Genomic DNA, 20,492 nt, shown 5'->3' with positions numbered 1-20,492 from the left:
TCAGGAGCAGGTTTCTTCAACATGTCCCAATGAATCATAAACCCCCAGCTCACGCCAGGGGTTTGTCAGCAGTCTGAAGGCCGGAGGCAGAACCTCCGGCCTTTCTGTTTGAAGCCGGGTTCCCAGGGGCCGAAACCCCTGGGAACACGCCGGCGATCTGGCGCCACAGCCCCTCGCCGGCTTCCGGGGAGGACCTCAGAAGAAACCGACCTTGTTCGGGCTGTAGGACACGAGCAGGTTCTTGGTCTGCTGGTAGTGATCAAGCATCATCTTGTGGGTCTCTCGACCGATGCCCGACTGCTTGTAACCGCCAAAGGCAGCGCCCGCCGGATAGACGTGATAGCAGTTCGTCCACACACGGCCCGCTTCGATGCCACGCCCGGCCCGATAAGCGATGTTCGTGTCGCGGCTCCAGACGCCGGCACCCAGACCGTAAACCGTGTCATTGGCAATTTCGAGCGCTTCTTCCACCGTCTTGAAGGTGGTGACGGAAACGACGGGACCGAAGATTTCCTCCTGGAAAATCCGCATCTTGTTATTGCCTTCAAATACGGTCGGCTGGATGTAATAGCCGTCCTTCAGGTCGCCCGTCAGCGTCTTGCGGTCGCCGCCGGTCAGAACCTTGGCACCTTCCTTCTTGCCGATCTCCAGATAGCTCATGATCTTGTCGAACTGTTCCTGCGAGGCCTGCGCGCCCAGCATGGTCGACGGGTTGAGCGGATCGTCCTGGCTTATGGCCTGAACGCGCTTGATCGCCTTTTCCATGAAGCGGTCATAGATCGATTCATGCACCAGCGCCCGCGAGGGGCAGGTGCAGACTTCGCCCTGGTTCAGCGCGAAGAAGGCGAAACCTTCGAGCGCCTTGTCGAGGAAGGCATCGTCCTCGTTCATCACATCGGCGAAGAAGATGTTCGGCGACTTGCCGCCCAGTTCCAGGGTGATGTTGGTGACGTTGTCGGCCGCATAGCGCATGATTTCCTTGCCGACCGATGTCGAACCGGTAAACGCGATCTTGGCGATGCGGTTGCTCTGCGCCAGCGGCTTGCCGGCTTCAAGGCCCGTACCGTTGACGATGTTGAGAACGCCGGGCGGCAGCAGATCTTCAATCAGCTCCATTACGATGAGAATCGAGGCAGGCGTCTGTTCCGCAGGCTTCAGCACCACGCAATTGCCGGCAGCAAGCGCAGGCGCAAGCTTCCAGGCGGCCATCAGAATCGGGAAATTCCACGGAATGATCTGGCCGACGACACCGAGCGGTTCATGGAAGTGATAGGCGACCGTATCGTTGTCGATTTCGCCGATCGTGCCTTCCTGAGCGCGGATGCAGCCCGCGAAATAACGGAAATGATCGATGGCGAGCGGAATGTCCGCATTGGTGGTTTCACGCAGCGGCTTGCCATTGTCCCAGGTCTCGGCCCGGGCGATGAGATCGAGATTGTCTTCGATCCGCTGGGCGATCTTGAGCAGGATGTTGGAGCGCTCGGTTATGCTGGTCTTACCCCATTTGTCGCGCGCCTTGTGTGCGGCGTCGAGCGCGAACTCGATGTCGGACGCATCCGAGCGCGGCACTTCGCAGATCTTATGGCCGGTGACCGGCGAAAGATTCTCCATGTAGCGGCCGGACTTCGGCTCCACCCACTTGCCGCCAATGTAATTGCCGTATTTCAGCTTGAAGGGCGCTTCGCCCGCTTTCTGCTGAACCTGAATATTCATGATTTCATCCTCCCTGATGAAAACGATCCTGAACGGACCGCATGGGAGGAAGGTGGGCCTAGATGGCGCGGTCCGGTAGAGGGGCGGCGCGGTTCCGCAGCGCACATTGTCTCACATCTGCGACAAAGACGCCGCGATCCGGCATGATCGGCCGGATCGCAACCGCGAGGACCTTAGTGCACGCCGAATTTCTTCATCTTGCGGTGAAGCGTGGCGCGGCTGATGCCGAGCAGCGAGGCCGCCTGCGTGACATTGCCGTTGGTGCGCGACAAGACGCGGCGAAGCGCCGAACGTTCCGCTTCCGCAAGGTCTGAACCGCTGTCGTGGCGCTGTTCCTGAAGAACATCCGCGGCGGGCAGTCCCTGCGCGATCCGGGCATCGTCCAGCTTCAACGCAAGGCGTGCGGCGCGGGTCGCCCCCAGCACGAGATCGTCCTGATCCACGGCAAGCAGCGAAAGCGCCGCCCCGAAACCGCTCGGCACGACAACGATGCGCGCACCCGGAAAGGCCCGGCGGAAAAGATTGCCCTCGATTCGCTGCGCCGCATCCTTCACCGCCTGGGTGACGAAGGAGAAGGTCATCTCGTTGATATCGTCGCGGCAGGTGGAAATATCGAGGGCGCCGGTCACCCGGCCGGTATGGTCACGGATGGGCGCTGTCGTGCAGCAGAGTTCGGTATTCGACGTAAAGAAATGCTGATCGCGGTAGACCACCACCGAGCGCTCATCAACGAGCGCCGTACCGATGCCATTGGTGCCCACGCTCGCTTCGCTCCAGACCGCCCCGGACCAGAGACCAAGTGCCCGGAAATCACGATCATCGCCCGAGGCACCACGCCGCTCCAGCGCAACGCCCTGCGCGTCGGTCAAAAGCAGGCAGCAGCCGGATTTGCCGACGCTTTGGAAAATGCGGTCGAGTTCATCCGTGCTTTCGGCAATCAGGCCAGCCGCACTCTCACGGGCGCGGCGGAATTCAACCTCGCTAAGAAAGATCGGCTTGCGGTTTTCCTCGGGTGCAAGGTGATGTTTGACCATGCAGCGACGCCAGGAGGCCACAATCGGAGAACTTGCGGCGGCAGAACGGTGTCGCGCGGTTTCATACACGCGTTCCGCATGGGCGATGTCTGTCGGCATACGCTCCTCCCAAAGCTTTTGTGCGATGGTGCGCTGGAAGCAGTCATGTTTCAACAAAAAATTTCGAGACTGGCCTTGCCGGGCACAGCAGCGGGCTGCGCCAGACTATCGGGCAGCTTTGAAATAACGCCGGTCGGCGGTCACTTCCGTTTCATCTTCGGCCGAAAGAAACGTATCGTCGACAAGATTGGCGATGGACGTCAGCGGACCGGGCTTGCCGAAAAAGAAGCCCTGCACCTGCAGGCAGCCTTCACGACGCAGGAATTCGACATGAGCCTTCGTTTCAACCCCTTCCGCCAGCACCGGAATATTGAGGCTGTGCGCCAGAATGAGCGTGGAGCGAACGATCGCCTCCGACTGCACATTTGTCGACAGGCCATCGATGAAAGCGCGGTCGATCTTGATCTTGTCGAAGGGGAAGCTCTGCAGCGTCGAAAGCGAAGAATAACCCGTGCCATAGTCGTCCATGGCAATCTTGACGCCGAGCGACTTGAGCTTGCGGATGGTGACGAGCGCATGGCGATGATCGGCTATGATGCTGCCTTCGGTAATCTCAAGCTCCAGCCTCTCCGGCGCAAGCCCGGTTTCGGCAAGAATTCTCTCAACCTTGTCGGGGAAATCGTTGTCCGCAAGCTGCTGCGGCGCGACGTTTACGGCAATGGCGAGTGACTTTTTCCACCTCGCCGCCTGCGCGCATGCCTCTCTCAGAACCCACTCGCCCAGTTCGACGATGAAGCCGGTCTGTTCGGCGATCGGAATGAATTCGACGGGAGAGACCATGCCGCGTTCGGGATGGTTCCAGCGCAAAAGCGCCTCGAAACCGACGATGCTGCCGCTTTTGGTGTCGTTTTGCTGCTGGTAATAAAGCTCGAACTCATTGTTGGCCAGGCCGCTGCGCATGGCGATGGCAAGTGCATTGCGCGCGCGCGCGGCCTCGTCCATGGATTTGTCATAGAAGCAGATCGTGTCCGAAGTACCGCTTTTTGCCCTGTACATCGCAACATCCGCCTGCGCCATCAAGGTATCGGCATCGATAGCACCGGTGTTACGCACAGAGATGCCGACGCTGGCGCCGACAGAAAATGTCTGGCCGTTCCACTCGACCGGCCTGCTGATTTGCTCGATCAGTCGTTGCGCGAATTCTGCCCCATCGGCCCGGGTGTAATAGGAATGGGTCATCGCCACGAATTCATCGCCGCCCATGCGCGCCAGGAACTCCCCGGCCTTCAGCACGGAACTCGCGCGGTCGGCGATGGCGCGCAGCACAGCGTCACCCGCCGCATGGCCATGCACGTCGTTGATTTCCTTGAAACGATCGAGATCGATCGACAGAAGCGCGGTATGCGCACCTAACGAAATATGGAGTGTGCGGCGATTGAGATGTTCGATAAAGGCCGCCCGGTTGGGAATGCCCGTTAGCGGATCGTGCAACGAAAGATGACGATAGCGCGCGACCGCCTGCTGGGTGGACTGGGCATCGATGACATAGGTGGAAAGTCCGAGCGCCAGCAGCAGCAGCGTCACGGCGATTGCGCCCCCGCCCATGATGGCCGGCGGCAGCAGATTTTCCGGAATGACGATGCGCGGATCGAAAGCGAAGGACATGGAAGCCATGCCGGTATAGTGCATCGAGGCGATGGCGAGGATGAGAAATGTCACTCCGCCATATTGGCAGAAGCGGTTGAGGGGCCGGGCAATGCGATTGACCGCAAGCGCGCCGAGCACCGCCCCGAGCAACAGCGAAGCGATGACATAAGCCTGATCCCAGAAGATCATGCCTTGAACATTGTAGGCCGCCATGCCGGTATAATGCATTGCCGCAATGCCGAGCCCGAGGATCATGCCGCCGGCTTCCACCAGCACGCTGCGCCCTCCATAGGCGGAAATGCCGAAGCCGGCAGTCGTTGTGGTAATGGCGATCAAAAGCGACAGCCCGGTCAGATAAGGATCATACCCCACCTCACCGGCCGCGACATAGCCCAGCATCGCCACGAAATGGGTGGTCCATATCGCCGCCCCGCCATTGACGCCCGCCAGGAACAACCAGTTGACCTTCTGCACACCCGTCGCCAGACGCGCCTTCGAAAAAAGGCGCATCGAAACGAAACTGCCCAGCATGCAGACGAAGACTGCTGCGGCAGTGTATCGATAGTCGTGATCTATGGTGAGGCACTCGAGAACTTTGAGCATTGTCATCTACGCAATTGGAATTTTGCATAGCCTTATCATTCGCCAAGTTTTCACCGGGTTTATGTGCATGGATAAGCATATATTAAAGGTTGCAACAAAAGAGTGAATTAGAGAACTCTAATAAAATTACAAAGGGTCAGCAGCCAAAACCTGGCCACTCTTGTCTTTGTCTGCCGTTTGTATTATAGCGCCCGCACCCGTGTAGACACCCTTGGAGGCAACGCGGGTGGGATGGTGCTTGCACCTCCCCAGTTCAGCGCCCGCGGGCATGAACTCTCCATATAACCTCGAAAGGAATTGCCATGAGCAAAGAATCGTATGAGCTCAAGGCCGAGGCGCGCGAACGAGTTGGTAAGGGGTCCTCTCGTGAACTTCGCCGCAACGGTTTGATTCCCGCTGTCATCTATGGTGACAAGCAGGCCCCCATTTCCATCGCTCTGTCGACCAACGAAGTCACCAAGCGTATCCACGCTGGCGGTTTCATGACGACGGTTGCGACCATCGACGTCGACGGCAAGAAGATCAAGGTTCTCCCGAAGGATTACCAGCTTGATCCGGTCCGCGACTTCACCATGCACGTCGACTTCCTGCGCGTTTCGGGCAACACGCTCGTCAACGTTGAAGTTCCGGTTCACTTCGAAAACGAAGAAAAGTCGGACATCAAGATCGGCGGCGTTCTGAACATCGTTCGCCACACCGTGGAGTTCCACTGCCCGGCCAACGACATTCCGGAATTCATCACGGTCGATCTCGCTGGTCTGAAGATCGGCGACAGCGTCCACATTTCGAATGTGAAGCTGCCGAAGAACATCACGCCGGTCATCGCCGACCGTGACTTTACGATCGCAACGATCGTTGCTCCGGCTGCTGGCGTCGCTGAAGAAACGACCGAAGAAGCTTCCGAGGAATAATCGGCGGCCGCAAGGCTGGACGACCTTGAAGACAGCTTTGAAAAATGAGGCCCGTTCCGTATTCGGAACGGGCCTTTTAGTTTTCATGAACTTTAAAACCAGAAAGCTCGCCATCCTGACCTGATACGGAAACCGTTTCAGTGTCGATTAACACTTCCATGAAACGATACCCTCGCGCTGTCGTGGAACACCGGCCGGGCTGAGGAAATGCGTGGTGAAACGGGCTTTCGCCGGAAACCCTGCAAAACCCTCCGGGCGGACGAAACGCGGCGCAGCAAGTTTGGGGCAAAGGGTAGCTGCAATTTAACATGGCTCATTCCGTCGAAAGCCGCTTTATCGCGATAGTTTCCGGCGCACTTCTTACAGTGGTCGCCCCGCTCTTCACGCTTTTGCTGACGCTGTCCTATCACGAAGCCATTCGCAGCCAGCGTAACCACCTTGAGATTCTGCTGTCGACCAATGCGCAGGCGCTTGCACGACCACTGTGGGATCTTGATGACGACACCATAAACCAGATTACCGGAACGCTCATTTCCGACCCCGTGATCAGGATGGTCGAGGTCAGGGATACGTCCGGCCAACTCGATGTCGTCCAGACAGCCGGCAGCGACATCATTCAGGATGCAGCCTCGACGACGCGCGAAGTAACCTACAAGACCACGAAGGGCTCCGTCACCGTCGGCCAACTGACGATCTATTACGACAATGTCAGCCTTATGACCTCTTTGAGCCGCACCGAACTGGCTTTCATTACGATTTTCATCCTCGCCGTCCTCACTATCGTTCTCGCCGCCATCGCCGGCAACCGCTTCATGGTTATCCGTCCGCTGATGCGGCTTGCGGCGGCAATAGAGGCGACGCGGCGTCTCGGCTCGCGCCACCACGTCGACTGGCGTTCGAAAGACGAAATCGGCAGGCTGGCGAAAAGCTTCAACGAAATGCAGTCCCAGCTTGAAAAGGAAGAACTGGAGATCAAGAACGCACACGAGCGCAAGACGGAGATCTACAACCGGACGCCCGCCATGCTGTTCTCGCTCGACAGGCACGACCGCATTGCCGCCGTCAGCGACTATTGGGTGCAGGCGACGGGCTACGATCGTTCCCGGATACTCGGCCTGAACTTCGCCGATCTCATCCCTCCCGATGACAGGCTCCTGTTCCAGCAGCGCAAGACCGCGCATCCCTTGCCCGATGCCTCGCATAGCGGCATTACCGTGCGTTTCCATTGCATGGATGGCGGCGTCATGGACGCTCTCATCCTGGAAAAGTCTCTTGATTCCGGCGATGCGGCCCATCAGAGCATCTGCCTCTGCGTCATGACCGACGTAACCGAACTGCGCCAGTCGGAAAAGCGCAACCGACAGCAAGCCATTTCAGACCACCTGACCGGCCTCTTCAACCGGCAGGGCTTCGAGGCGATTCTCGACGTGCAGATCCGCGATGCGGATCGCAATGGTAGCGAGTTGGCCTGCCTGTTCATCGACCTCGACCGGTTCAAGGCGATCAACGACAATCTCGGCCACGCTGCGGGCGACGCCGTGCTCAAACAATTCACGCTGAAGCTCGAGCCCATGCTGACGCCGCTGGACAGCGCATCGCGGCTCGGCGGCGACGAATTCGCCATTCTTCTGGCCGGTGACAAGGTGGAAGAGCGCGCCCTGCAATTCTGCGAGCGCATCTGCGCCATGCTGGACACGCCTTTCGAGATTGAAAGCAACAGCATCCGCCTCAGCGCCAGCATCGGCATGGCGGTCTATCCCCTGCACGCCGCCAGCGCCTCCGAGCTTCTGCAGAATGCCGACATGGCGATGTATACCCGCAAGCGCACGGGCAAGAACGGCTCGCAGGTCTTCGACAGCTCGATCATGGACCGGGCGCGCGAACATGCGGAGCTGGAGCGGGATATCGCGCAGGCACTTTCCGAAGACTGGTTCGAGGCCTATTTCCAGCCGATAGAAAACCTCGCCACCGGCCAGACGGCGGGTTTCGAGGCGCTGCTGCGTCTCAACCACCCGGACAAGGGCTTGCTTTCCCCGGCCGCGATCGTCAGCCTTGCGGAAGAAAACGGCACTATCCACCGCATCGGCAATGTCATTCTCGATCAGTCGATCGCCAATCTCGCCAGGCTGTCGCGCCTGCCGGGTATGGAACAGACCTATGTGGCGGTGAATTTCTCGCCGCTGCAATTCGAACCGGGATTGCCGACCCGCATCGCCGGCGTTCTGCACCGCCACGGCATTCTTCCGAAACGGCTGGTCATCGAGATCACCGAAGCCGTTATCATGAAGGACGATCCGCAAATCCGGGCGATCCTCAACGCCATCCACCAGCTCGGCTGCCGCATCGCGCTGGATGATTTCGGCACGGGTTATTCCTCGCTCAGCTATCTCAGCCGTTTTCCGGTCGATATCGTCAAGATCGACCAGTCCTTCACCCGCTCGATCTGCGACGACAGGATGGACATCAGGCAACGCAACCGAATGCTGGTCGAAGGCATCGCGGCCATTTCGCACAAGATGAACTGCGCTGTCATTGCCGAGGGTGTCGAGACGGAAGAACAGAAAGCGCTTCTGACCGACATAGGCGCTGATTTCGGACAGGGATATTTCTTCGCACGCCCGCAACCCGTGGAAAAACTGATCGCATCACTCGACACCGCGTCCGGGCAAGACCGCGCCGCGGCGCGACAAGCGTGAACCGCAGGGGGCCAGCCATGGGACTGATCCGCTTTTGCCTGATCTTCCTTGCGCTCGCCACTCCGGCCAGCGCCGCCAAGCTGTTCCTGACCACCGAGATTTATCCGCCCTATAATCTGCAGGCCAGCGACGGCAGCGTGCGGGGTGTCTATTTCGACCAGCTCAGAACCGTGCTCGAAGACACCGGTACCAGCTACGAAGTCGCCGTCATGCCCTGGGCAAGGGCCATCGCACTGGCCAGAACGCAGGCCATGCACTGCGTCTTCGCCGCTGCCAGAACGCTGGAGCGGGAGAAGCAGTTCAAATGGGTCACGCCGATCCATATCGACCGCAACATTCTCGTGGCGCGCCGCGACGCGAATATCGAAGCCTTCAGCCTCGAGGACGCGAGGAAATATCGGGTGGGAACCCAGCGTGGAGATTACACCGAGGCGCTTCTCGAAAAGCTCGGTTTCCCGCAGGTGGATGTCGGCGCGGATTTCGAGATCACCCTTCACAAGCTGAATGCCGGCCGCATTGACCTGATGCCCATGTCGGAGAGCACCTTCAAAAGCCTGCCGGCCGACACGTTCAGGGAAGTGATAACCCTCTCACGGCAGCAGCTTGGCCTTGCATGTAACAAAAGCGTACCAGACGAGGTGATCGCAAAATTGCAGGCCCGGCTGGACAGGTTGATCGCCGATGGAACACAGCAGCGAATATTCGACCGCTACAATCTCGTCAGTCCCTGAACCATCCGAAACTCCATAAAAAGATTGACAGCCGGCGGTTTTCGGGGTGGTGACAACAGCATCATCAGGCAAAACGCGGACATGCCCCATGAAGATCATCGCAGGACTTGGTAATCCCGGTGCGCAATATGCGGGAAACCGTCACAATATCGGCTTCATGGCCGTCGATGCGCTGCAGCGCCTGCCGTCCTTTGCGCCCTGGTCGAAAAAATTCAAGGCGGAGATTTCCGAAGGCGAGATCGGCGGTGAAAAGGTTCTGCTCATGAAGCCGCTGACCTATATGAACCTTTCGGGTGAGTCCGTCGGCGAGGCCATGCGCTTCTTCAAGCTTGCGCCGGCGGACATCATCGCCATCCATGATGAACTGGATTTGCCGGCCGGCCGCGCCCGTATCAAGACGGGCGGCGGCCATGGCGGCCATAACGGCCTGAAATCGCTCGACGCCCATTGCGGCAAGGACTATCGCCGCCTGCGCCTCGGCATCGGCCATCCCGGTGACAAGGAGCGGGTGCACAGCCACGTGCTCGGCGATTTCGCCAAGGCAGACCGGGTCTGGCTCGATCCGCTTCTGGACGCCATTGCCGACAATGCCGCCATGCTGGTGAAAGCCGAGGATTCGCAGTTGATGAACAAGCTGGCGCTGGCTACGGGCAGCAAGCCGGAGTCCGAAAAACCGGCCAAGGCAGCCAAACCCGCCGCGCAGTCCCATATCCATCAGGCACGCAACAGCGCCCAGCCGAAAAAGCTGCCGGAAACCGGCCCTATGGCCGAAATGCTAAAGCGTATGTTCAGCAAGAAGGACTAGATCGCGAATGTCTTCGAAGCCCATCGTCCTGCGCGCAGCCGGAGCCGGCGATCTGGCCGGTTTGCTTGAACTCTACCGGGCGCTCAATCCGTCCGACCCTGAAATGACGGCAGAAGAAGCGAGCGCGGCTTTCGCGGCCATGCTCGCCCAGCCCGGCCTGACCGTGTTTCTTGCGACCGAAGGCGAAGAAGCGGTCGCCACCGCCACGCTCCAGATCGTGCCGAACCTGACGCGCGCCGCCCGCTCCTATGCCCTTATTGAAAACGTGGTGACGCTCGAAAACCGTCGCGGCCATGGATATGGTCGCGCGGTGGTGTGCCATGCCGTCGAGGCCGCTTTTGCAGCGAATTGCTATAAGGTGATGCTGCTGACCGGGCGACAACGCCCGGAGGTCCATGCATTTTACGAAAGCTGTGGCTTTGTGCAGAACAAGACGGGTTTCCAGAAAAGGCAGGATTAACGCTCACTCTTCCGGCTCGGTGGTGAACATCAGCGGAAATCCCGCTTCCTTGCCGAGACCGGTCGCTTCCTTGGCCTTGGTCTCGGCGATATCGCGCTCGCAGACAACGACGACCGCACTTCCGAAGCGGTGCGCCGTCATCATCACCCGGTGGCCGGTTTCCTCGCTCATGCGGAAGACAGCTTTCAACACCACGGTAACGAACTCACGCGGCGTATAGTCGTCATTCAGCAGAATGACCTTGTAGAGCTTCGGCCGCTCCAGCTTCGGTTTGACTTTCGGTTTCGGTTTGAGATCGACAGGACTGTCACCCATCATGGTCGCTCGTGCCTGTCGCTCATCGCGGTTGTTCATGGGAAAACCCCGTTGATGACGAAAGATCGGTCGCTTGACCCGCTTATATTGCGCCGCAACCGCGGCATCGGCAACCCTGCCAGAAATTCCGCACCATTAAAGGGGCTTTGCCCGCACAAATCCGCCCGCGGGCTTGACCTTGCCTTGCCGTTTCCGCAAAAGGCTCCTCAACGAATTCTTTCAAACGGGCAGGTTTCAAGCCATGGGCTTCAAATGCGGTATCGTTGGATTGCCAAATGTCGGCAAGTCCACTCTCTTCAACGCGCTGACGAAAACGGCAGCGGCGCAGGCGGCCAACTATCCCTTCTGCACCATCGAGCCGAATACCGGCGAAGTGGCGGTTCCGGATGCGCGCATGAAAATCCTCGCCGACATTGCCGGCTCGAAGGAAATCATCCCCACCCGTATCTCCTTTGTGGATATTGCCGGCCTGGTGCGCGGCGCATCGAAAGGCGAAGGCCTCGGCAACCAGTTCCTCGCCAATATCCGCGAAGTGGACGCCGTGGTGCACGTTCTGCGCTGCTTCGAAGATGACGACATCACCCACGTCGAAGGCCGCATCAACCCCGTGGCCGACGCCGAGACCATCGAGACCGAGCTGATGCTTTCCGATCTCGAAAGCCTTGAGCGCCGCACGGAACAGACCCGCAAGCGCGCCACCGGCAAGGATAAGGAATCGCTGGCGCAGCTGCCGCTGATGGAGGCCTCGCTGAAGCTTCTGAACGAAGGCAAGCCGGTCCGCACCCTGCTCTCCACGCTGGATGCCGAGGAGCTGCGCATCCTTCAGGGCCTCAACCTCCTGACCGCGCATCCGGTCCTCTACGTCTGCAACGTCGCCGAAAGCGACGCCGTCGACGGCAACGAACACACGAAAGCCGTTGCCGAAATGGCCAAGGCCCAGGGCGCCGAATCCGTCGTCATCTCTGCTGCGATCGAATCCGAAGTCGCGCAGCTTCCCGATGAAGAGGCGAAGGAGTTCCTTTCGGCCCTCGGGCTCGAGGAAGCAGGCCTCGACCGCCTGATCCGCGCAGGCTACAAGCTGCTCGATCTCATCACCTATTTCACCGTCGGCCCGAAAGAATGCCGCGCCTGGACGATTGAGCGCGGCACCAAGGCCCCGCAGGCCGCCGGCGTCATCCACTCCGATTTCGAACGCGGCTTCATCCGCGCCAACACCATCGCTTACAACGACTATGTCGCCTTCAAGGGCGAAGTCGGTGCGAAGGAAGCCGGCAAGGCTCGCGACGAAGGCAAGGAATACGTGGTTCAGGACGGCGACGTCATCCACTTCCGCTTCAATACCTGATCTGGCCTTTGGCGGCCTCGATAGGGTCGCTGAGAAGGGTAAGCCGAACATCGCGGCAGGGTTTCTTCTCCCCGCCGGGGAGAAGGTGGCCCGAAGGGTCGGATGAGGGGGCAAGCTCTCCGAATATCTCTACCCTCGCCCCCTCATCCCGCTGCCGCGACCTTCTCCCCTCGGGGAGAAGAAACAAGCGGCAGCCGCCTCGCCCCATTCCTCTGCATTGCATCCTCGATTTGACCTTTACGTAAAGGGAAAAATCATTTTAGATGCCGCCGATATTGACTGTGCGAAGGGAGGACGCCATGACGCCGGTCGCGACTTATGCCTATGAGGATTTTCCCGTCGGACAGGAATTTCCCCTTGGACCGCAATCGATTTCCGCAGAGCAGATCGTTGCTTTTGCGAGTGAATTCGACCCCCAACCCATGCACCTGTCCGAAGAGGCCGGACGCCAGAGCATTCTCGGCGGGCTAGCGGCTTCTGGCTGGCACACTTGCAGCCTGCTGATGCGGATGATGGCGGACAGCTACATTTCGAACTCGACCTCGGAGGGCAGCCCGGGCATCGATTTCGTTGACTGGAAAAAACCGGTTTTGGCGGGCGATACGCTTGCGGGAAAATCCATTGTTCTGGAACAGCGGCCCTCCGCGTCGCGCCGCGGCATCGGCCTCGTGAAACTACGCCACGAGCTTTATAACCAACACGGCGTCCTGGTATCGCACGGCGAAAACACCGTGATGTTCCGCATGCGCGACAATGGGGGCGCTGCAGCATGAAACTGGCAGAACTTTCTCCTATCGGCGAACGCGTCACACTCGATACGCTGCATTTCTCCGCCGAAGACATCATCCGTTTCGCCCGCGATTTCGATCCGCAGCCCTTTCATCTCGACGCGGAAGCCGCAAAGAACAGCATTTTCGGCGGTCTTTGCGCTTCCGGATGGCACACAGGTGCTGGCTGGATGAAGTGCTTCCTCTCCCACTGGGCCAAGGAGGTGAAGAGGCTGAAACTACAGGGCCTTGAGCCGCCCAAACTCGGCCCCTCGCCCGGCTTTCGAGAACTGAAATGGAAAAAACCGGTCTTTGCCGGAGACGATGTCACCTATTTCGTGACCCTGCTCGACACTCGGGCGCTGGAATCCAGAGCCGGCGTCTGGCTGAACACTACATTTAACGAGGGCGTCAACCAGTCAGGAGAAACGGTGCTGACCTTCCGGAGCGGGGTTCTGGAATTCGAATAGAATGAGCGCCGGGGCAATAGCGTTACCATTGCCCCGCTACCATCTCAATGGCCGGAAAATTCCACCAGCGTCCGCACCTCGACACCAAGGTTTTCCAGCTTCTTGCGGCCGCCAAGATCGGGCAGATCGATGACGAAGCAGGCGGAAACGATCTCCGCTCCCATCTGCCGCAACAGCTTGACCGCACCTTCAGCGGTGCCGCCCGTGGCAATCAGGTCGTCGACCAGAATGACCTTCTCACCCGGCTGGACCGCGTCCACATGCATTTCCATTTCGTCCACGCCGTATTCAAGGCTGTAGGCGACGCGGACGGTGGTGTGCGGCAGCTTGCCCTTCTTGCGGATGGGCACGAAACCGGCCGATAGCTGATGCGCCACCGCCCCTCCCAGAATGAAGCCACGTGCTTCCATACCGGCGATCTTGTCGATCTTCGTACCCGCATAGGGCTGCACGAGTTCATCGACGGCGCGGCGAAAGGCGCGCGGGTTGCCGAGCAGCGTCGTGATGTCGCGGAAGATGATGCCCGGCTTCGGATAGTCGGGAATGGAACGGATGGCAGCGGAAAGCTCCGAAGCGATAACGGTCATGGTATTTCCAGTTGAGATAAGGGAAATGGATCAGAAGGTTCAGGCCACCCTATCAACTTGGCGGCTGCGGACCAACTAAAAAGGACCCGCGCTCATTCCCTGGCATTGCTGTGACCCGGGCTCCGGCCCTGCGGCGTCTCTCAGCCGGGCAACCGATGCTTGCCGTTCACCAGCACCCATGAAAAGGCACCCATGAAAAGGCCCCCACGAAAGACCGTGGGGGCCAATGACTGACAGGCATCTGGATATCGATCAATGTTCCTTGTTGGCGTAGACCGATTTCTTGGTGAGATAGATCAGCGCCGTAAAGATGAACAGGAACACCATGACCATGAAGCCGGTGCGCTTGCGCTCTTCCAGATGCGGTTCTGCGGTCCACATCAGGAACGCCGCCACATCCTTGGAATATTGGTCCACGGTCTGCGGCGCGCCGTCGTCGTACGTCACCTGATCGGCGCTGATTGGCGGCGCCATCTTCAAGGAGGTGGCGCCGACGAAATAAGGGTTGAAGTGGGTGCCTTCAGGCACGGTGTAGTCCGAACCATCCGTGTTTTTAATGCCGGCCGGCGCGTCCTGATAACCAGTCAGCAGCGCGTGGATGTAGTCCGGCCCGCCTTCCTGATAACCGCCGATGATCGGGATCATGTCGATGATAAATTGCGGGAAACCGCGCTCTACGCCGCGCGCCTTGGCGAGCAGCGACATGTCCGGCGGGGCCGCCCCGCCATTTGCGGCTGCCGCCGCCTCATGGTTCGGGAAAGGCGAAGGGAAATGATCGGAAGGTACGGCCTTGCGATTATACATTTCACCATCGGCGTTCGGCCCGTCCTGCACTTCGTACTCAGCCGCGAAAGCCTTCACCTGGTCGTCCGAATAGCCGAGGTCACCCAGTGTGCGGAAGGAAACCAGGTTCATGGAATGGCAGGCGGAGCAGACTTCCTTGTAGACCTTCAGACCGCGCTGCAGCTGGCCCTTGTCATATTTCCCGAAGGGACCGGCAAAAGACCAGTTCTGTTCCTCGGGCTTAATGATCGGGAAGTGGTTGCCGGCGATAGCATGCGTGGCCTGTGCGGCGAGATCATGGCTCTCTTCCGCCGCCGAAACGACGGTGACGGAACAGCCGATAGCGGCGAAAAGCGCGATGCTTGTTACAAGCTTCTTCATTGTCGTCATCCTTCCTTCGCGCTCAGACTTCGGCAGCCGCAGATGCGGCACCCGTCTTGGCGGCGTTCTTTTCAAGAACGGCCTCGGTAATCGAATTCGGAATACGCCGGGGCGTTTCGACCAGACCGAGGATCGGCATGATGACGAGGAAGAAACCGAAGTAATAAAGCGTGCCGAGCTGAGAATAGCCGACATAATTGCCTTTCAGATCGCCGGTGAGAAGACCAATCAGGCCCGTTCCTTCCGCCGGGCGCGAACCCAGCCAGCCGAGCATGATGGCATTCACCACGAAGACCCAGAAGAACATCTTGTACCAGGGACGATAAACGGCGGAGCGAACCTTCGACGTATCGAGCCAGGGCAGGAAGAACAGCACGACGATCGCGCCGAACATCACGAGAACGCCGCCAAGCTTGGAATCGATGACCCAGATGTTGAAGGTGATGGCGCGCAGCATGGCGTAGAATGGCAGGAAGTACCATTCCGGAACGATATGCGCCGGCGTCTTCAGCGGATCTGCCATGATGTAGTTGTCGGGGTGGCCGAGGAAGTTCGGCATATAGAAGACGAACCAGGCATAACCGATCAGGAACACGGAAACGCCGAGCGCATCCTTCAGCGTCGCATAGGGCGTGAAGGGAACCGTGTCGGTCTTGCTCTTGACTTCAACGCCGGTCGGGTTGGTCTGACCGGTGACGTGCAGAGCCCAGATGTGCAGGATAACGACGCCTGCGATCATGAAGGGCAGCAGATAATGAAGCGCGAAGAAGCGGTTCAGCGTCGGCTGGTCAACGGCAAAGCCGCCAAGCAGGAACTGCTGGATCCATTCACCGATGGCGGGGAATGCCGTGAAGAAGCCGGTGATGACGGTCGCGCCCCAGAAGGACATCTGGCCCCAGGGCAGAACGTAGCCCATGAAACCCGTCGCCATCATCAGCAGGAAGATCACGCAACCGAGAATCCAGAGGATTTCGCGCGGCGCCTTGTAAGAGCCGTAATAAAGGCCACGGGCAATGTGCAGGTAAACCGCGATGAAGAAGAACGACGCACCGTTGGCATGCATGTAGCGCAGCAGCCAGCCATGGTTGACGTCACGCATGATCTTTTCGACGGAATTGAACGCGACCGTCGTTTCGGCGGCATAATGCATGGCCAGCACGACGCCGGTGAGGATCTGCACGATGAGCATGACGGAAAGCATCGCGCCGAACGTATAGGCGTAGTTCAGGTTACGCGGGACAGGGTAGGCAACGAAGCTGTCATAGATCATGCGCGGCAAGGGAAGCCGCGAATCGATCCACCTCTCGATGCCGGTGGACGGCTGATAACTGGAATGACCACTCATGAATATCTGTCCCCTTATCCGATCTTGATCACGGTATCGGATGTGAATGCAAATGTCGGGATGGCGAGGTTCTGCGGCGCCGGACCCTTACGTATGCGGCCCGCCGTATCGTAGTGCGAGCCATGGCAGGGACAGAACCATCCGCCGAAATCGCCGGCCTGGCCAAGCGGAACGCAACCGAGATGGGTACAGGAACCGACCATGACGATCCAGTTTTCCTTGCCCTGGCCGGCGGAGCGGTCGATATCCGTCGCCTGCGCGTCCGCGGCGATGTTGGCGTTGCGCGCCACGGGATCCTTCAGATCGCCGAGAGCGACGGCCTTGGCTTCCTCGATTTCCTTCTCCGTGCGGTTGCGGATGAAAATCGGCTTGCCGCGCCACTTCACGGTGAGCGACATGCCAGGCTCGACGGCCGCGACATCCACTTCGATCGAGGCAAGCGCCAGTGTCGATGCATCGGGACGCATCTGGTCAATAAAAGGCCATGCTACTGCGGCGGCACCAACGGCGCCCGCCATTCCCGTCACTAGATAAAGAAAATCGCGACGGGTCGGTTCACCCGAAGCGTCGTGATTGGTTACGTGCTCGCTCACCGCTACACCATCCTCTGCGCTGTTTTTGCCGTAAATCGCATGAGTCCTCCCGCTAAGATTTGATCCAGGACAAACTCCGTCCCACCGTCCTGGACACAACTGCGGCATCAAGAAACCGCGTCACTCTGTGTGATCGCAAAATATTGACCGACTTGGCAAGAGCAAAGCACACAAAGCTGCCGTAATTCTGCCGGAGGGGGCCAATTTGGCTCTCATTTTTTCGCCGTACTCGGCAGGCGGGCAACATTGTGCGCATCCGTGCACCATGTTAGGAGACTTCAAGGGAGAGCACGGAAAGCAGGGATTCGGATGACGGCGAAGCTCTCTTGCATGGTCTCCACGGCAGTGGCTGCCGTTCTTTTCGTCGCCAGCCTGCGCTACCTCACGGATTTCTGGCTTCTCGCCTTCGTCACCAGCTTTCAGCTCCATATCGCCATCGTCTGCATCCTGCTGTCATGCCTCGTCTTCTGGCTGACGCGCGATGCGGTTTCGGCGCTCCTCGTGGTCTGGTCGCTTGCGCTCGCCATCCACGCCATTGCCATGCTCCTGGAATTTCCCACATCCGCCGCCCCTGCGCCGGGCGCCAAACCTTTCCGGCTGCTGTCCTTCAACGTGCTGATGGACAATGCCGCCAATGCCGATGCAATTGCCGACAAAATTCTCGAATCGGGCGCGGATGCGGTCTATCTCTTCGAAGCAGCGGCGCTTGAATCGGCCCTGCCGCGACTGCAGCAAACCTATCCGCACAGGCTTGGCTGTTACGCCGGCACGCCCGGATGCGATCTGGTCATCCTGTCAAAAAGACCATTGCTGGAAGGCCGTTTCCACAGCCTCAGCGATCTTCGGCGGGATCGGTTCTCCATAGCCCATATCGACCTCGACGGCACGGAACTGACGCTCGCCGCCGGGCATATCACCAAGCCCTATTTCGACGATTATCATCGCGACGAACTCGACGAAGTGAGCGAAATTCTCTTTCGTGTCACCGGGCCGCTCATTCTGGCCGGAGATTTCAATTCGGCCAGCATCGCGCCTGACATGCGCGCTTTCCTCGCCGCCAACGATCTGAAGAAGGCGACCTTCGAACCCGCCACATGGCCGACGGAGGCCGGTCGCTTCGGCATCGCCATCGACCACATCTTCGCCCGCGAACCGGCGACGCTGATGAAAACCACCCGCCTGCCCGACAGCCTCGGCTCCAATCACTTTGGACTGATGGCGGATTTCATGATCGGGAAATAGCCGAAGGCCCTATTGCGCCGCTTCGTCCGCGGCAAGAAAACCGCCCGACTGCCGCGCCCAGAGTTCCGAATAAAGACCGCCCTGCATGACCAGATCGGAATGGCTGCCCTCCTCCACGATGCGCCCCTGATCCATCACGATCAGCCGGTCGAGAGCAGCAATCGTCGACAGGCGGTGGGCAATGGCCAGCACCGTCTTGCCCTGCATCAGCTCATCCAGATTGCTCTGGATCGCCGCCTCCACCTCCGAATCGAGCGCCGACGTCGCCTCATCGAGCACGAGGATCGGTGCGTCCTTCAGCATCACGCGGGCGATTGCGATGCGCTGGCGCTGGCCGCCGGACAATTTCACGCCGCGTTCGCCCACATGTGCATCGAACCCCTTGCGACCGCGCTGATCCTCAAGCCTGGCGATGAAATCATCCGCCTTGGCGCGCCGCGTCGCCTCCTGCAATTGTGCTTCGGTGGCGTCGGTGCGGCCGAACAGGATGTTGTCGCGAATGGAGCGATGCAGCAGCGACGTATCCTGCGTGACCATGCCGATATGGGCGCGCAGCGATTCCTGCGTCACCCTGGCGATATCCTGCCCGTCGATCAGGATACGGCCTTTTTCGACATCGTAAAAACGCAAAAGCAGATTGACGAGGGTGGATTTTCCCGCCCCGGAGCGTCCGACGATGCCCACCTTCTCGCCCGCCCGGATATCGAGATTGAGATGGTCGATGACGCCGTTCGCGCGCCCGTAGTGGAAACTGACATTTTCGAAACGGATGCCCGGCTTCTTCACCTCCAGCACCGTCGCCTCCGGGGCGTCGACGAGACCGATCGGCTGCGAAATCAACTCGGCGGCATTCTGCACCGTGCCGAAATTGCGCATGATGCCGTTGAACTGCGTCATCAACCGGCCGAGCAGGAAGTTGAGGCGCAGCACCAGCGCCAGCGTGAAGGCGACCGCGCCGGAACTGATCTTGCCGGAAAGCCACAGATCGGTGCAGAGCGCGGCCATGGATGTGATCATCACGCCCGACAGAAGCGCCATGGAGGCGCGCACGCCGGTAATGAAGCGCGTGAACGTCATGGTCGCATGCTGGAAAATGTCGAAGCCCTGCCGCATATAGCGGTCATTGGCGTCGTCGCGCCCGAACAGCCGCAGCGTCTGGATATTGCTATAGGCGTCCACCATGCGGCCGGAAAGCATCGAGGCGGCTTCCGCCGTTTCCTTGGAGTGGTGGCGGATACGCGGCACGAAATACCGCGCCAGCAGCGAGAATATCCCCACCCAGACGATGACAACGACCGCAAGACGCCAGTCCAGCCCGCCAATCAGGAACAGCATGGACACGGAATAAATGCCGACGAACCACACGCTTTCCATCAGCGATGTAACGAGATCGCCCGCCGCCTGCCCGCCGGACCAGACCTTGGTCACGATGCGGCCGGAAAAATCGTTCTGGAAGAAGGTCAGCGATTGCCGCGCCACATGCATGTAGGATTGCCAGCGCACCAGATTGTAAAAACCGGGCGTAATGATCTGCTGGTCCACCAGCGCGGTCACCATGGTGACGACAAAACGCACGATGCCGATCAGCACCAGCATGCCCACCAGTTCGCCGCCATGGGCCGCAAGCAGCCCCGCCCAGCCCTCTTCCGGCTTTACCGTCGAGAGAATATCAACGAGCCGCCCGACGAACCAGAACAGCGCCGCCTCGATGGCCGCCGTCAAACCGCCGAGCACCAGCATCGCGAAAAACGGCGCCTTGGCCTGCGAGATATAAAACCAGATGAAGGCAAATGTGCTTTCAGGCGGCCGCACATCGTCCTTGCGGGCGAAGGGCTTTATCCAGTTCTCGAAAAACTCGAAGATGCGGGTAATAACCATGGTTCGGATATAGGCGGATTCCCGGAACGGGAACAGCCGCGAAGGCTTCGGGAAGAGATTATATTTCGGTAACATTCGAGGAATGAAAAAGGGCGAGGAATGTTCCACCGGCTTGAGACTGATGATAACCTTCCTTCACGCCGGGCG

General features: G+C 59.3%; 18 protein-coding genes. 9 read left to right on the top strand and 9 right to left on the bottom strand.

The window, feature by feature from the left end:
- Positions 1-195: 195 nt before the first annotated feature.
- From adh to BS627_RS01850, 3 genes are all read right to left on the bottom strand, one after another.
- The gene (gene adh, locus BS627_RS01860) at positions 196-1,713 is read right to left on the bottom strand and encodes an aldehyde dehydrogenase (protein WP_077981587.1); all 1,518 of its coding nucleotides are present in this window, start codon (positions 1,711-1,713) and stop codon (positions 196-198) included.
- Between the two features lie 173 nt (positions 1,714-1,886).
- Positions 1,887-2,846 carry a helix-turn-helix domain-containing protein gene (locus tag BS627_RS01855; RefSeq protein ID WP_077981636.1) on the bottom strand — a complete coding sequence of 320 codons (960 nt, stop codon included), beginning with the start codon at positions 2,844-2,846 and terminating at the stop codon, positions 1,887-1,889.
- Between the two features lie 105 nt (positions 2,847-2,951).
- The gene (locus BS627_RS01850; protein WP_077981586.1) at positions 2,952-5,036 is read right to left on the bottom strand and encodes a putative bifunctional diguanylate cyclase/phosphodiesterase; all 2,085 of its coding nucleotides are present in this window, start codon (positions 5,034-5,036) and stop codon (positions 2,952-2,954) included.
- 302 nt (positions 5,037-5,338) lie between these two features.
- Between BS627_RS01850 and BS627_RS01845 the strand changes: the two genes are divergently transcribed.
- The 5 genes from BS627_RS01845 to BS627_RS01825 all read left to right on the top strand — a co-directional run bounded on the left by BS627_RS01845 (position 5,339) and on the right by BS627_RS01825 (position 10,639).
- On the top strand, positions 5,339-5,947 hold the full coding sequence (locus tag BS627_RS01845) for a 50S ribosomal protein L25/general stress protein Ctc (protein ID WP_077981585.1): 609 nt from the start codon (positions 5,339-5,341) through the stop codon (positions 5,945-5,947).
- 308 nt (positions 5,948-6,255) lie between these two features.
- The gene (locus BS627_RS01840; RefSeq protein WP_077981584.1) at positions 6,256-8,643 is read left to right on the top strand and encodes a putative bifunctional diguanylate cyclase/phosphodiesterase; all 2,388 of its coding nucleotides are present in this window, start codon (positions 6,256-6,258) and stop codon (positions 8,641-8,643) included.
- Positions 8,644-8,660: 17 nt separating this feature from the next.
- A complete protein-coding gene (locus tag BS627_RS01835) occupies positions 8,661-9,374 on the top strand; it encodes a substrate-binding periplasmic protein (RefSeq protein WP_077981583.1) in 714 nt (237 codons plus the stop codon).
- Positions 9,375-9,462: 88 nt separating this feature from the next.
- On the top strand, positions 9,463-10,179 hold the full coding sequence (pth, locus tag BS627_RS01830; protein WP_077981582.1) for an aminoacyl-tRNA hydrolase: 717 nt from the start codon (positions 9,463-9,465) through the stop codon (positions 10,177-10,179).
- A gap of 7 nt (positions 10,180-10,186) precedes the next feature.
- Positions 10,187-10,639 (top strand): GNAT family N-acetyltransferase, encoded by a 453-nt coding sequence (locus tag BS627_RS01825; RefSeq protein ID WP_077981581.1) that lies wholly within the window; start codon positions 10,187-10,189, stop codon positions 10,637-10,639.
- A gap of 3 nt (positions 10,640-10,642) precedes the next feature.
- Here the strand turns inward: BS627_RS01825 and clpS are convergent, their stop codons facing one another.
- Positions 10,643-10,957, bottom strand: a complete 315-nt coding sequence (gene clpS, locus BS627_RS01820) for an ATP-dependent Clp protease adapter ClpS (RefSeq protein ID WP_420836189.1) — start codon at positions 10,955-10,957, stop codon at positions 10,643-10,645.
- 238 nt (positions 10,958-11,195) lie between these two features.
- Here clpS and ychF point away from each other — a divergent pair, with 238 nt between their 5' ends.
- The 3 genes from ychF to BS627_RS01800 all read left to right on the top strand — a co-directional run bounded on the left by ychF (position 11,196) and on the right by BS627_RS01800 (position 13,536).
- Entirely contained in the window at positions 11,196-12,299 is a 1,104-nt protein-coding gene (gene ychF, locus BS627_RS01815) for a redox-regulated ATPase YchF (protein WP_035260423.1), read from the top strand.
- A 299-nt stretch (positions 12,300-12,598) separates the two neighbouring features.
- Complete coding sequence (locus BS627_RS01805) at positions 12,599-13,072, top strand: MaoC family dehydratase (protein WP_077981579.1); 474 nt, start codon at positions 12,599-12,601, stop codon at positions 13,070-13,072.
- On the top strand, positions 13,069-13,536 hold the full coding sequence (locus BS627_RS01800; RefSeq protein ID WP_077981578.1) for a MaoC family dehydratase: 468 nt from the start codon (positions 13,069-13,071) through the stop codon (positions 13,534-13,536). The genes BS627_RS01805 and BS627_RS01800 overlap by 4 nt, the downstream gene beginning before the upstream one ends.
- Before the next feature lie 44 nt (positions 13,537-13,580).
- Here BS627_RS01800 and BS627_RS01795 read toward each other — a convergent pair whose 3' ends face one another.
- From BS627_RS01795 to petA, 4 genes are all read right to left on the bottom strand, one after another.
- Complete coding sequence (locus BS627_RS01795; RefSeq protein WP_077981577.1) at positions 13,581-14,123, bottom strand: adenine phosphoribosyltransferase; 543 nt, start codon at positions 14,121-14,123, stop codon at positions 13,581-13,583.
- 252 nt (positions 14,124-14,375) lie between these two features.
- Entirely contained in the window at positions 14,376-15,287 is a 912-nt protein-coding gene (locus BS627_RS01790) for a cytochrome c1 (RefSeq protein WP_077981634.1), read from the bottom strand.
- Between the two features lie 22 nt (positions 15,288-15,309).
- Complete coding sequence (locus BS627_RS01785) at positions 15,310-16,632, bottom strand: cytochrome b (protein ID WP_077981576.1); 1,323 nt, start codon at positions 16,630-16,632, stop codon at positions 15,310-15,312.
- Positions 16,633-16,646: 14 nt separating this feature from the next.
- The gene (gene petA, locus BS627_RS01780; protein ID WP_035220195.1) at positions 16,647-17,225 is read right to left on the bottom strand and encodes a ubiquinol-cytochrome c reductase iron-sulfur subunit; all 579 of its coding nucleotides are present in this window, start codon (positions 17,223-17,225) and stop codon (positions 16,647-16,649) included.
- Between the two features lie 309 nt (positions 17,226-17,534).
- Here petA and BS627_RS01775 point away from each other — a divergent pair, with 309 nt between their 5' ends.
- Positions 17,535-18,467, top strand: a complete 933-nt coding sequence (locus BS627_RS01775; RefSeq protein WP_077981575.1) for an endonuclease/exonuclease/phosphatase family protein — start codon at positions 17,535-17,537, stop codon at positions 18,465-18,467.
- A 9-nt stretch (positions 18,468-18,476) separates the two neighbouring features.
- Here the strand turns inward: BS627_RS01775 and BS627_RS01770 are convergent, their stop codons facing one another.
- Entirely contained in the window at positions 18,477-20,420 is a 1,944-nt protein-coding gene (locus BS627_RS01770) for an ABC transporter ATP-binding protein (protein ID WP_420836187.1), read from the bottom strand.
- Positions 20,421-20,492 lie beyond the last annotated feature (72 nt).

Origin of the sequence: Agrobacterium salinitolerans (assembly GCF_002008225.1) — a bacterium.
Classification (GTDB): Bacteria; Pseudomonadota; Alphaproteobacteria; order Rhizobiales; family Rhizobiaceae; genus Agrobacterium; species Agrobacterium salinitolerans.
Note: the sequence above shows the minus strand (reverse complement) of the source record. Positions and strands in the feature narration are given on the sequence as shown.

Excerpts from the sequence above, each read along its gene's own strand:
- BS627_RS01805 (WP_077981579.1), top strand. The coding sequence starts at position 12,599 with ATGACGCCGGTCGCGACTTATGCCTATGAGGATTTTCCCGTCGGACAG.
- BS627_RS01835 (WP_077981583.1), top strand. The coding sequence starts at position 8,661 with ATGGGACTGATCCGCTTTTGCCTGATCTTCCTTGCGCTCGCCACTCCG.
- ychF (WP_035260423.1), top strand. The coding sequence starts at position 11,196 with ATGGGCTTCAAATGCGGTATCGTTGGATTGCCAAATGTCGGCAAGTCC.
- BS627_RS01795 (WP_077981577.1), bottom strand. The coding sequence starts at position 14,123 with ATGACCGTTATCGCTTCGGAGCTTTCCGCTGCCATCCGTTCCATTCCC.
- adh (WP_077981587.1), bottom strand. The coding sequence starts at position 1,713 with ATGAATATTCAGGTTCAGCAGAAAGCGGGCGAAGCGCCCTTCAAGCTG.
- BS627_RS01800 (WP_077981578.1), top strand. The coding sequence starts at position 13,069 with ATGAAACTGGCAGAACTTTCTCCTATCGGCGAACGCGTCACACTCGAT.
- clpS (WP_420836189.1), bottom strand. The coding sequence starts at position 10,957 with ATGATGGGTGACAGTCCTGTCGATCTCAAACCGAAACCGAAAGTCAAA.
- BS627_RS01825 (WP_077981581.1), top strand. The coding sequence starts at position 10,187 with ATGTCTTCGAAGCCCATCGTCCTGCGCGCAGCCGGAGCCGGCGATCTG.
- BS627_RS01785 (WP_077981576.1), bottom strand. The coding sequence starts at position 16,632 with ATGAGTGGTCATTCCAGTTATCAGCCGTCCACCGGCATCGAGAGGTGG.
- pth (WP_077981582.1), top strand. The coding sequence starts at position 9,463 with ATGAAGATCATCGCAGGACTTGGTAATCCCGGTGCGCAATATGCGGGA.
- BS627_RS01845 (WP_077981585.1), top strand. The coding sequence starts at position 5,339 with ATGAGCAAAGAATCGTATGAGCTCAAGGCCGAGGCGCGCGAACGAGTT.
- BS627_RS01775 (WP_077981575.1), top strand. The coding sequence starts at position 17,535 with ATGACGGCGAAGCTCTCTTGCATGGTCTCCACGGCAGTGGCTGCCGTT.
- BS627_RS01790 (WP_077981634.1), bottom strand. The coding sequence starts at position 15,287 with ATGAAGAAGCTTGTAACAAGCATCGCGCTTTTCGCCGCTATCGGCTGT.
- BS627_RS01855 (WP_077981636.1), bottom strand. The coding sequence starts at position 2,846 with ATGCCGACAGACATCGCCCATGCGGAACGCGTGTATGAAACCGCGCGA.
- BS627_RS01840 (WP_077981584.1), top strand. The coding sequence starts at position 6,256 with ATGGCTCATTCCGTCGAAAGCCGCTTTATCGCGATAGTTTCCGGCGCA.
- BS627_RS01850 (WP_077981586.1), bottom strand. The coding sequence starts at position 5,036 with ATGCTCAAAGTTCTCGAGTGCCTCACCATAGATCACGACTATCGATAC.
- BS627_RS01770 (WP_420836187.1), bottom strand. The coding sequence starts at position 20,420 with ATGTTACCGAAATATAATCTCTTCCCGAAGCCTTCGCGGCTGTTCCCG.